General features: G+C 38.3%; 10 protein-coding genes and 2 other annotated features (1 of these 12 running past the window's edge). Of the genes, 9 read left to right on the top strand and 1 reads right to left on the bottom strand.

All coding sequences use genetic code 11. From position 1 onward, the window contains the following. Window positions 1-113: a binding site (T-box leader), on the top strand; it begins 140 nt to the left of the window's first position. Window positions 114-165: 52 nt separating this feature from the next. The 3 genes from asnS (at window position 166) to ORL93_RS14075 (ending at window position 2911) form a co-directional block, all read left to right on the top strand. Continuing rightward, complete coding sequence (gene asnS, locus ORL93_RS14085) at window positions 166-1557, top strand: asparagine--tRNA ligase (RefSeq protein ID WP_097795348.1); 1392 nt, start codon at window positions 166-168, stop codon at window positions 1555-1557. 179 nt (window positions 1558-1736) lie between these two features. Beyond that, window positions 1737-2654: an SDR family oxidoreductase gene (locus ORL93_RS14080; RefSeq protein WP_265959147.1), complete on the top strand. Its 918-nt coding sequence runs from the start codon at window positions 1737-1739 to the stop codon at window positions 2652-2654. 122 nt (window positions 2655-2776) lie between these two features. Then, window positions 2777-2911 carry a YuzL family protein gene (locus tag ORL93_RS14075; protein ID WP_006096204.1) on the top strand — a complete coding sequence of 45 codons (135 nt, stop codon included), beginning with the start codon at window positions 2777-2779 and terminating at the stop codon, window positions 2909-2911. A gap of 92 nt (window positions 2912-3003) precedes the next feature. Here ORL93_RS14075 and rnhC read toward each other — a convergent pair whose 3' ends face one another. Beyond that, window positions 3004-3942, bottom strand: a complete 939-nt coding sequence (gene rnhC / locus ORL93_RS14070) for a ribonuclease HIII (protein WP_018781638.1) — start codon at window positions 3940-3942, stop codon at window positions 3004-3006. A gap of 124 nt (window positions 3943-4066) precedes the next feature. On the opposite strand from rnhC, the gene zapA reads away from it, so the two are divergent. From zapA to brnQ6, 6 genes are all read left to right on the top strand, one after another. Beyond that, window positions 4067-4336, top strand: coding sequence for a cell division protein ZapA (gene zapA / locus ORL93_RS14065; RefSeq protein WP_000082702.1), 270 nt, complete (start codon window positions 4067-4069; stop codon window positions 4334-4336). Window position 4337: 1 nt separating this feature from the next. Then, window positions 4338-4877, top strand: coding sequence for a CvpA family protein (locus tag ORL93_RS14060; protein WP_003200894.1), 540 nt, complete (start codon window positions 4338-4340; stop codon window positions 4875-4877). A gap of 55 nt (window positions 4878-4932) precedes the next feature. Beyond that, window positions 4933-6651, top strand: a complete 1719-nt coding sequence (polX, locus tag ORL93_RS14055; RefSeq protein ID WP_097795350.1) for a DNA polymerase/3'-5' exonuclease PolX — start codon at window positions 4933-4935, stop codon at window positions 6649-6651. A gap of 21 nt (window positions 6652-6672) precedes the next feature. After that, on the top strand, window positions 6673-9033 hold the full coding sequence (locus ORL93_RS14050) for an endonuclease MutS2 (protein ID WP_097795351.1): 2361 nt from the start codon (window positions 6673-6675) through the stop codon (window positions 9031-9033). A 209-nt stretch (window positions 9034-9242) separates the two neighbouring features. Beyond that, on the top strand, window positions 9243-9932 hold the full coding sequence (locus tag ORL93_RS14045) for a 23S rRNA pseudouridine(2604) synthase RluF (RefSeq protein ID WP_098018561.1): 690 nt from the start codon (window positions 9243-9245) through the stop codon (window positions 9930-9932). 96 nt (window positions 9933-10028) lie between these two features. After that, window positions 10029-10280: a binding site (T-box leader), on the top strand. A gap of 120 nt (window positions 10281-10400) precedes the next feature. After that, a complete protein-coding gene (brnQ6, locus tag ORL93_RS14040) occupies window positions 10401-11726 on the top strand; it encodes a branched-chain amino acid transport system II carrier protein BrnQ6 (protein ID WP_098018560.1) in 1326 nt (441 codons plus the stop codon). Window positions 11727-12017 lie beyond the last annotated feature (291 nt).

Raw genomic sequence — 12017 nt, 5'->3', positions numbered from 1 at the left:
TAGACGGGAAGCCGGCCTGTTACAAACCGGGAAGTATGTACATACATACGAGTTAAAGTTGGTCTTTATGACAAATTGGGTGGTACCGCGAAGTTTAACCTTTCGTCCCTTTATGGATGAAAGGTTTTTTTGTATTCAAATATATCAGCAAAGGAGAATTTCACTATGGAAAACACATTAGTAAAAAGTCTGTATAGAGATACAGATAAATACGCAGATCAAACAGTACAAGTATCAGGTTGGATTCGTAACTTACGTGATTCAAAAGCATTTGGTTTCATCGAATTAAACGATGGTAGCTTCTTCAAAAGCGTTCAAATCGTTTTCGATACAGAATTAGATAACTTCAAAGAAATTGCAAAACTTCCACTTAGCTCTTCAGTTAAAGTAGAAGGTAAGCTAGTTGCAACCCCTGGAGCGAAGCAACCATTTGAAATTAAAGCAGAAAAAATTGACATCGAGGGCTTATCAGATTCTGATTACCCACTTCAAAAGAAGCGTCACACGTTTGAATACTTACGTACAATCGCTCATTTACGTCCAAGAACAAATGCATTCTCTGCAACATTCCGCGTGCGTTCTATCGCAGCGTTTGCGATCCACCAGTTCTTCCAAGAGCGTGGATTCGTACATGTTCACACACCAATTATTACTGGTAGTGATACAGAAGGTGCAGGCGAAATGTTCCGCGTAACAACGCAAGATATGAACAACTTACCAAAAGGTGAAGACGGACAAGTTGATGAATCAAAAGACTTCTTCGGTAAAGAAACAAACTTAACAGTAAGTGGACAACTTAATGCTGAAGCTTATGCATTAGCATTCCGCGATGTATACACATTCGGACCTACATTCCGTGCGGAAAACTCAAACACAACTCGCCACGCAGCTGAGTTCTGGATGGTTGAGCCTGAGATTGCATTCGCTGAACTTGAAGATGTAATGGATCTTACAGAAGATATGCTGAAATATGCAATGAAATATGTACTAGAGCATGCACCAGAAGAGATGGAATTCTTCAACAGCTTTGTTGATAAAACAGTTCTAGAGCGCATGAACAACGTAATTAACTCTGACTTCGGCCGTATCACATATACAGAAGCAATTAAAGTGCTTCAAGAGTCAGGTGCAGACTTCAAATATCCAGTAGAATGGGGTATTGATTTACAAACAGAGCACGAAAGATACTTGTCAGAAGAAATCTTCAAACGCCCTGTATTCGTAACTGACTATCCGAAAGACATTAAAGCATTCTACATGCGTATGAATGATGACGGTAAAACAGTAGCTGCTACTGACCTTCTAGTTCCTGGCATCGGCGAATTAATCGGCGGTAGCCAACGTGAAGAAAGAATGGATGTTTTAGTAGATAGAATTAAAGAATTAGGCATGAATGAAGAAGACTATTGGTGGTACTTAGAACTTAGAAAATATGGCGGTACAAAACACGCTGGATTCGGTCTAGGTTTCGAACGTTTCCTAATGTACATCACTGGTATGGCGAACATCCGTGACGTAATTCCATTCCCAAGAACTCCAGGTTCTTCGGAGTTTTAAGATAAAAAAGCGAGAGCAATTGCTCTCGCTTTTTTATTTAGAAGAGGATGTAACCAGAGCTCAAATCTATAAAGTATTTTGAGATAGGATAAAAAATATTGTTCATAGTTCCCTTTTCATTTCATATATAGTAAAACGAATGAAACAATTATGAAAATCGTGAGAGGGGTTTTGTGGTGATGGGGGGAATTACCAGTCGTTTAGAGTGGACGGTGCGTGACAAGTATGTAGTAATCACTGGCGCGACAAGTGGTATTGGGCTAGCGGCAGCTAAGGTACTTGCGGAGCGTGGTGCCAAGCTAGGAATCATTGCACGTAATGAAGCAAAAGTAAATGATATTGTGACTCAAATTAAGGGTTTAGCGGATGGGAATACAGTGGTAGACGTATTTCTAGCTGATATGGCTTCCCAGCGGTCTATACGCCAAGTAGCTACTGATATTTTAGAAAAGTGCCCTAGAATAGATATATTAGTTAATAATGCGGGTGTTTTATTTCAAACACGGCAACTTACGGAGGACGGTTTGGAGATGACCTGGGCGGTTAACCATTTAGGTCCATTTCTACTTACTAATTTGCTGCTTGACCGTTTAAAGGAAAGTGCCCCTGCTCGCGTCATTACTACCGCATCTCATGGTCATAAAATGGCTAAAAAGGGAATTGATTTCAGTGATTTAGATGCAGAACAATTTTATCGTGGTGTTAAGAAATTAATGGGTGGTCCTACGATGCGTTATGGGCAAACAAAACTGGCTAACATTTTATTCACTTCTGAGTTGGCACGGCGGCTAGAGGGAACAGGTGTCACAGCTTACTGCTTCGACCCGGGACTGGTGGCCACGAATTTCAATCAGGATAATGGTTTTGTAGCTCGCTTAACTATGGCAGCAATGAAACCTTTCTCTCGTACTCCTGAAGAGGGCGCTGAAACTTTAGTGTGGCTGGCAGAAGCAATCGATGTTACCAAACATAGTGGCGGTTACTATGCCGATAGGCAAGTGAAAACACCATCTGAGGTTGCATTGGATATGGATGCCGCAAAGCGTCTATGGGATATTAGTGAAGAACAGACTCGTTCCTCAGGAAAGTACACTTAGCGTTAATAGAAATGAAAGTGGAAGAGCGATTTTCTATTGCTTGAGTAAGCGGTGTATATTCTGATTGTTAGGCTGCATAGTTTCTCACCTCTAAGCAAAAAGTAACGTTGGGGGTGAACAAAATGGGTAAAAAAGTAAAAAAAGATCCTTCTAGAGCAGGTCTTGGTTCTCCGCAAGTTGAAGGTCAAGGAACTACAACATACGAAACGGGTTCCTTTAAAGTACCTTCATCAAATAAGAGGCAAAAACGAAGCTAAACATATAAATAAGAGTAGTCATGTCGACTACTCTTATTTATATGTTTTTATTTTGTTTAGTTCATTTATATATTGTCGATACTAAAAAATAGCTATTTTTTCAACAAACGAAATGCTTTTTCCGTATTTGCAAAGTGAAGCTTTACAAACTCAGGAAGGTGTTCTTTTCCTAGTTTTTGAATCAATTTAGCTGCGGCAATATCAACTTGCTTGCCCGCTCCTTTCGGAAGTGGCATACCTGCTTTTTTACTTAGTTCATCAAACTGTTTTACGAATGAGTAACGAGCTAAAATGGAAGCTGCGGCAACTGCTAAATGGACACTTTCGCCTTTGGTTGCAAAATACACGTTTTCACGCTGTACTTCTTTTTGTTTTGTTAAGTATTTATAATATGTATCAGGTTGTGTAAATTGGTCAATTAGGATGCCTTCTGGCTTTGTCGGCGCAATCTTTTTTAGTAAATTTGTAAGAGCTTTATTGTGTAAGAGCGCTTTTAGTTTACCTTGATTGTTCCCTTTTTCGAACAGTTCGTTATATTTTTCATTATGCAAAACGAGAGAGCTGTAAGGAACAACGCTAAGTAGTTGCTTTGCAATTTCAGCAATTTGCGCATCGTTTAAATTTTTAGAGTCTTTTACACCAAGTTCTTTTAACAATGGAATTTGCTTTGCATCTACATATACAGCAACAACTGTCATCGGTCCGAAGTAATCTCCAGTACCTACTTCATCGGATCCTGCTATAGACATTGTTCCAATGGAAGAAGGCGGAGCATAGCGGTGTGAATTTGCTGTTTTCTTAACAGAAGATTTAGGTGCTTGAGAAACATTTTGCCAACGTGCAGCTTCTTCCTGAGCACGAATACCTTGAAACATTACTTTACCTGATTTATAGGCTGTAATTGTACAAGATGGGACTTTTGCCATAAAGACACCGCCTTGCGGAACTTTTGGGCTAATAGCTTGTTTATACTGCTGTTTCATGTCTTCAATTGCTCTAGAACTTGTTTGGATTACGATAGAATTTGACAAAGTAGTCGCTCCTTTTTTTATATTGTTATTTTTATCATATCGGATTGTTCTTTCTGTTTCCATATTATGATGGTTCATGGTATGATAAACTTTAGGATTCTGTACGTGATTGGAGGCCGGTGAGTTGTCACAACAAAAGGGAAATAAAAGTCGAATTAATGTAGAAATCTATGGTCAACAATATTCAGTTGTTGGCGATGAAAGTACAAGTCATATCCGCATGGTAGCAGCGATTGTGGATGATAAAATGCGCGAACTCAATGCCAAGAATCCTTCGCTTGATACGAGTAGACTAGCGGTATTGACGGCGGTAAACGTCATACACGATTACATAAAATTAAAAGATGAACATGAAAAATTGAAAGAAAGTATGACAAAAAAAGGAATGGAATAACATGATTGATATTATTATCATTTTACTGCTTGTTATGGGATTTTTCCTTGGTTTAAAAAGAGGATTTGTCCTGCAACTTGTAAAGTTAACAAGCTTTATTATCGCATACCTTGTTGCATACTGGTACTGCAAAGATTTAGCACCAACGTTTGAGAAATTTATTCCATATCCATTTGATAAGAATGTATCTGTTCCAGAATGGATTGATGCGAATAATATCGAAGCAGTATTCTATCAAGCAATTGCGTTCATTGTATTATTTATTATTACAAGAATCGCACTTTCATTGCTTGGGAATTTGCTGAATATGTTTACAGAAATCCCAGTTATAAAACAGGTGAATGCGTTTGCTGGGGCACTTCTTGGCTTTTTAGAAGTGTACATTATTTTGTTTGTCTTAATTATTATTGGAACAATTCTTCCGATTGAACAAGTACAAACGCCACTGCAAAAATCATCAATCAGCAAAATAATTGTAGACGATACACCGATTCTTTCTGAAAAGGTGAAGGAACTATGGCAGACAGGTAGCAAAGTATAACTTCTCTTTTCTCTGAAAGAGAAGTTTTTTTCTATGAAAGAAAGGCGGGGCAAGAATGAAAGTAAATAAAAAACAAGTGATTAAATTACTGGAGACAATCGGCCTTTTTATGGAACTTAAGGGCGCAAATCCATTTAAAATATCCGCATTTCGTAAAGCGGCAGCAGCATTAGAAAGCGATGATCGTAGTCTTTCTGAAATTGAAGATTTCACAAAGATTCCGGGCATTGGAAAAGGAACAGCGGCAGTTATTCAAGAATATATGGAAGCGGGAACTTCAGAAGTATTGCAGGAACTTGAAAAAGAAGTGCCGAGCAGCCTATTACCATTATTAAAATTACCGGGGCTTGGTGGCAAGAAAGTAGCAAAGTTGTACAAAGAGCTTGGCATTATTGATATGGAAACATTGCAAAGGGCTTGTGAAGAAAATAAAGTACAGGTATTAGCAGGGTTCGGTAAGAAAACGGAAGAGAAAATATTAGAAGCGATTGCTCAAGTTGGATCTCGTCCAGAGCGTTTACCGATTGCAATGGTCCTACCTATTGCCGGGGAAATAGAAGAGAAATTGTCGAATATCCAGGAAATTGTTCGATTCTCTCGCGCTGGTAGTTTACGACGCGTTCGCGAAACAGTGAAAGATTTAGATTTCATCATCGCAACGACAGAGCCAGCAGCGGTACGTGAACATTTATTACAGTTTGATAATATGATTGAAGTCATTGCAAGTGGTGATACAAAAGTATCCGTTCGTCTTCAATATGAATATGATATTTCGATTGATTTCCGTCTTGTAAAACCTGAGGAATTTATTACAACTCTTCATCATTTCACAGGTTCAAAAGATCATAACGTAAGAATGCGCCAAATTGCGAAAGATAAAGGTGAAAAGATTAGTGAGTACGGTGTGGAAAACTTAGAAACGGGTGAAGTGAAGACGTTTGAAACAGAAGAAGCATTTTTTGCTCATTTTGGATTGCCGTTCATTCCACCAGAAGTACGTGAAGATGGAAAAGAGGTCGAATTAATTAAAGAATATCCGAATTTAATTCAGTTCTCTGACATACAAGGTGATTTACATATGCATACAACATGGAGCGACGGTGCTTTTTCCATTGAAGAAATGGTACAAGCGTGCCGAGGGCGTGGGTATAAATTTATGGCAATTACTGATCACTCGCAATATTTGAAAGTAGCAAATGGTTTAACGAAAGAGCGTCTTCGTGAACAAGGAAAAGAGATTGAGCGCATTAACGAAAAATACCCGGATATCACAATTTTACGCGGAATCGAAATGGACATTTTACCAGATGCAACGCTAGATTTTGATGATGAAGTATTAGCAGAACTTGATTATGTAATTGGTGCAATCCACTCTAGTTTCTCACAAGACCGTGAAACGATTATGAAACGTTTGCGCACAGCAATTGAAAATAAGCATGTTACAATGATTGCCCACCCAACAGGTCGTCTCCTTGGACGACGCGAAGGGTATGATGTAGATACAGATTTACTCATTGAACTTGCGAAAGAAACAGATACAGTTTTAGAGTTAAATGCGAATCCGAACCGATTAGATTTAAGCGCAAAATTACTAAAGCAAGCGCAAGATGCTGGTGTGAAAGTAGCAATTAATACCGATGCTCATACACTTGAAATGTTAGAAGATATGGAAACAGGTGTAGCGGCAGCACGTAAAGGCTGGATTCAAAAAGATACCGTGATTAACACATGGGATATTAAACGTTTATTAGATTTTATTAAACGGAATAAGTAACACAAGGGGGACAGGCAACTTATGTTAGAACGAACGTTGCGTGTATTAGAATATAACAAAGTAAAAGAACAATTACTTGAGCATGTTGCTTCTTCACTTGGTCGTGATAAAGTGAAGAGCCTTGTGCCAAGTACAGATTTTGAAGAAATTGTAGAAATGCAAGAGACAACGGATGAAGCAGCAAAAGTCATTCGCTTAAAAGGACATGTGCCGCTCGGTGGGATTTTTGATATTCGTCCAAATGTAAAACGTGCGAAAATTGGAAGTATGTTAAGTCCACATGAACTTCTTGATATTGCAAGTACGATGTATGGTAGCCGCCAAATGAAGCGATTTATTGAAGATATGGTTGATAATGGCGTAGAGCTTCCAATCTTAGAAACCTATGTGGCGCAAATTGTGTCTCTATATGATTTAGAAAAGAAAATTACAAGCTGCATTGGTGATGGTGGCGAAGTAGTTGATAGTGCCAGTGATAAACTGCGCGGTATTCGTAACCAAATCCGTACTGCGGAAAGCCGCATTCGTGAGAAACTTGAAAATATGACGCGATCTTCTAATGCACAGAAGATGCTATCAGATGCAATCGTAACAATTCGTAATGATCGCTATGTAATTCCTGTGAAGCAAGAATACCGCGGTGTTTATGGTGGTATTGTTCATGACCAATCGGCATCTGGACAAACGTTATTTATTGAGCCACAAGTCATTGTGGAACTAAATAACGCATTGCAAGAAGCACGCGTGAAAGAAAAACAAGAAGTAGAGCGCATCTTAATGATGTTAACAGAAGAAGTAGCACTAGAAGCAGATACTGTATTAGCAAACGTAGAGGTTATTGCGAATCTTGATTTCATTTTTGCGAAAGCATTTTATGCAAAGCGAATCAAAGCTACAAAACCAATTGTAAATAATGAACGCTATATGAATTTAAGACAAGCACGTCATCCGCTTATCGACCCGGAAATCATTGTGCCAAACGATATTATGCTTGGTAAAGACTTCACAACAATCGTTATTACAGGTCCGAATACAGGTGGTAAGACAGTTACATTAAAAACAGTCGGTATCTGTGTATTAATGGCGCAATCTGGCCTTCATATTCCAGTATTAGACGAATCTGAGATTTGTGTGTTTAAAAACATTTTTGCTGATATCGGTGATGAACAATCGATTGAACAAAGCTTAAGTACGTTCTCCTCACATATGGTGAACATTGTAGATATTTTAGAAAAAGCTGACTTTGAAAGCTTAGTATTATTCGATGAATTAGGTGCCGGAACAGACCCACAAGAAGGGGCTGCGCTTGCCATTTCAATCTTAGATGAAGTATATAACCGCGGAGCGCGCGTTGTCGCAACAACGCATTATCCAGAGCTAAAAGCATATGGTTACAATCGTGAACAAGTTATTAACGCAAGTGTTGAGTTTGATGTAAATACATTAAGCCCAACGTATAAATTATTAATCGGTGTACCAGGACGCAGTAACGCTTTTGAAATTTCCAAACGCCTTGGATTATCTGATCGCGTGATTGACCGTGCTCGTAATCATATTGGTACAGATACGAATAAAATCGAAAATATGATTGCGAAGCTAGAAGAAAGTCAAAAAAATGCAGAGCGCGAATGGAACGAAGCAGAAGAGCATCGTAAACAATCTGAAAAACTTCATCGTGAATTACAGCGTCAAATCATTGAATTTAACGATGAGCGTGATGAAAGATTATTAAAAGCGCAAAAAGAGGGCGAAGAAAAAGTAGAAGCTGCGAAAAAAGAAGCAGAAGGTATCATTCATGAACTTCGTCAACTGCGTAAAGCGCAGCTTGCAAGCGTGAAAGATCATGAGCTCATTGAAGCGAAAAGTCGTCTAGAAGGGGCAGCGCCAGAGCTTGTGAAAAAACAAAGAGTAAAAGTGAAAAACACAGCGCCAAAACAACAATTGCGAGCAGGCGACGAAGTGAAAGTATTAACATTCGGTCAAAAAGGACAGCTGCTGAAAAAAGTAAGCGATAATGAGTGGAACGTCCAAATTGGTATTCTGAAGATGAAAGTGAAAGAATCCGATATGGAGTACATTAATACGCCACAACCGGTTGAGAAGAAAGCAGTGGCGACTGTTAAGGGAAGAGACTATCACGTTTCCTTAGAGCTTGACCTTCGTGGCGAGCGTTTTGAAAATGCGATGATGCGCGTTGAAAAATATTTAGATGATGCACAGCTTGCAAACTATCCACGTGTATCCATCATTCACGGAAAAGGAACAGGAGCACTTCGCCAAGGTGTACAAGACTACTTGAAAAAACATCGCGGCGTGAAAAACTACCGTTACGGTGACATGGGCGAGGGAGGCCTAGGCGTAACAGTTGTCGAATTAAAATAACACAAAACCAAGCAAAAGGGGAAACCATTATATGTTTATGGACAAACTTGCAAAAGTATTGTTAGCTTGTTGTGGAATATTTTTGGTGATTGGGGTTATTTATTTAGTGGTTTTTGCGAAGTAAGGGAGCGTCAATCTCGGCATCAGTATACCGCCTGAGATTGATGCTTTTTCTTTTCGGATAATCTATAAGAAAAAAGGAATATGACATGAAAATTAACCAATTTATAAGCGAAGCATTATCCTGCTCAAGGCGAGAAACAGACCGCCTTATTAAAGCGGACCTCGTGGCAATTAACGGTGAAGTGTGTACGCACGGTACGATTGTTACGGAGAATGATATTGTAACGATTGATGGCAAAACGATTGAAAAAGAGGACAAAGAAAAAATCTACATTGCCTTCCATAAACCAGTTGGCATTACTTGCACAGCTGCGGATCATATTGACGGGAATATCATCGAGTATATCAATCATCCCGAAAGAATCTTTCCAGTTGGCCGCTTAGATAAAGCGTCGGAAGGATTGATTTTGTTAACGAATGATGGAAGGATTGCCAATCAAATTTTACACGGAGATCATGAGCATGAAAAAGAATATATTGTAACGGTCGATAAGCCATTTACAGATTGGTTTATTGACGGAATGTCCCGTGGCGTGAAGATTAAAGATGGAATAACGAAGCAGTGTAAAGTGACACGAGTAAATAGTTCTACATTTCGAATTATTTTAACGCAAGGAATGAACAGACAAATTCGTCGAATGAGCCGTGCTTTTGGATATACAGTAACAAAACTGAAGCGCATACGAATTATGAATATTAAGCTTGATGGATTAGAGGATGGAGAGTGGCGGAATGTCACAGTGCAAGAGTTACAGGAATTATTGAAGCAGTTATAGTTGTTTTTCTGTGTTTATTTTTAAAAAAATAAAACTATTGATTTTTTTAAAAATAGCCCATATAATAAAAAACAACAATATTCGACAATATATTTTATAAAAGTAATGATGAGGACACGAGTTATTTTTTACGATTCTCAGAGAGGGGAGCCTTAGGCTGTGAGCTTCCTAATACGAAAAGATACACTTACCACCTCTAAACTTCAAGAGTGAACGGCATGATGCATTGTAATTCTTGACGGATAAAACCGTTATCAATTTACACGAGCTATAAAATGAGTTTATTTCGTTATACATTCATTTTATTAGAATAAGGGTGGAACCACGATTTCAACACTCGTCCCTTTGTTAGGGACGGGTGTTTTTTGCGTTCTTTTATAGGGGAAGTAGGATTGAAAGAGGAAATGTAACGGGTTTTTTATTTCTGAATATTTTGTCTATTTATTGATTTTTAGGAGGTAAATGAAAATGAAATCATCTTTAAAGTTATCTGAGATGTTTGCAATAAGTTTAATGTTATTTGCACTATTCTTCGGCGCAGGTAATATGATTTTCCCACCAGCGTTAGGACAAGGTGCTGGAACAGATGTATGGATTGCGTTGTTTGGTTTTATCATTACAGGGGTAGGACTTCCTTTACTAGGGGTTATTGTCATTGCTTTAAAAGGAGATATCAATGAATTAGCAGGTCGCGTGCATCCGTTATTTGCACTTGTTTTTACAGTTGCGATTTATTTATGTTTAGGTGTATTTGTCAGCGTTCCGCGTACAGGAACGGTTGCTTATGAGATGGGAGTCTCTCCATTTTTATCAAGTTCAGTAGCGAGCCAAGCATATCCACTTGTTATCTTTACATTCATTTTCTTTGCAGTTACTTTCTATTTAGCATTAAACCCTTCAAAATTAGTAGGGCGCATCGGAAAAGTATTAACACCAATTTTATTAGCTGTCATTGCAATTATTGTTATTAAAGCACTTATTACACCAATTGGAGAGTTCGGTGCACCGACAGAAACATACAAAGATCCACTGTTTAAAGGATTTATTGATGGATATTTAACATTAGACGGATTAGCAGCACTTGTTTTCGGAAATGTGGTTATCAATGCTCTAAAAGGAAAAGGGATTACAAATAAGAAAAGTATTGCGAAAGTAACAATCTTTGCAGGAATTATTGCAGCACTTGGCTTACTTATCGTTTACTTAGCACTCGCTTACCTTGGGGCTTCTAGTGTATCGCTTGGAATGGGAGAAAACGGCGGTGTGATTTTAACAAACGTTGTTCATCATTTATTTGGAAATTACGGCACACTACTACTTGGGATAGCAATTGCGGCTGCATGTTTAACAACTTCTGTTGGGATTGTCGCAGCTTGTGGAGAGTTTTTCTCAGCACTACTACCAAAGCTGTCTTATCAAAAAGTTGTTTTTATCTTCTGCGTGTTAGCATTTATGGTAGCAAACCTAGGTTTAACACAATTAAATGCATTAGCATTACCAATCTTAATAGCAATCTATCCAATTGGAATCGTATTAATCATATTATCGCTAATTGAAAATTACCTTCGTATCCCGTTGGCAATGTATGTGGGTGGTATTATAGGAGCATTTGTTATTAGCTTTTTCGATGGATTAAATAATGCACACATTCAAATTGCAGCATTAGCGCCGATTTTAGAAAAAGTTCCGTTTTATAGTGTAGGGATTGGATGGTTAATTCCAGGAATGATCGGTATGTTTGTTGGGTATGTTGTTTCGGCTTTTCAGAAGCGAGAAGTTGTTGTAGGGAAATAAGGTAAAGAGGCTTTCTTTGAAAGAAAGTCTCTTTTTTTTGTAGAAAAGCTTATATATATAGAAAGTGAGATGTTGGGAAATGTACCCCGCATTACTGCCTGTAAAAGCCCGATTGGTGAGGGCCAATAATCAGTGGAGGATGAAGAAAATCCCCACTGATTAAAGTTTCACTTTATCTAAATCTATTGTTCATTGATGAAGGAGTTTTCAAGCTAAAAAAGACTGTCATTTTATTAATCCTTGTTTGTAACACCTATTCAGTTTCACCCACATAATATAATATCGTCGTTC

The organism is Bacillus sp. DHT2, assembly GCF_026241455.1.
Taxonomy (GTDB): domain Bacteria; phylum Bacillota; class Bacilli; order Bacillales; family Bacillaceae_G; genus Bacillus_A; species Bacillus_A pseudomycoides.
Note: the sequence above shows the minus strand (reverse complement) of the source record. Positions and strands in the feature narration are given on the sequence as shown.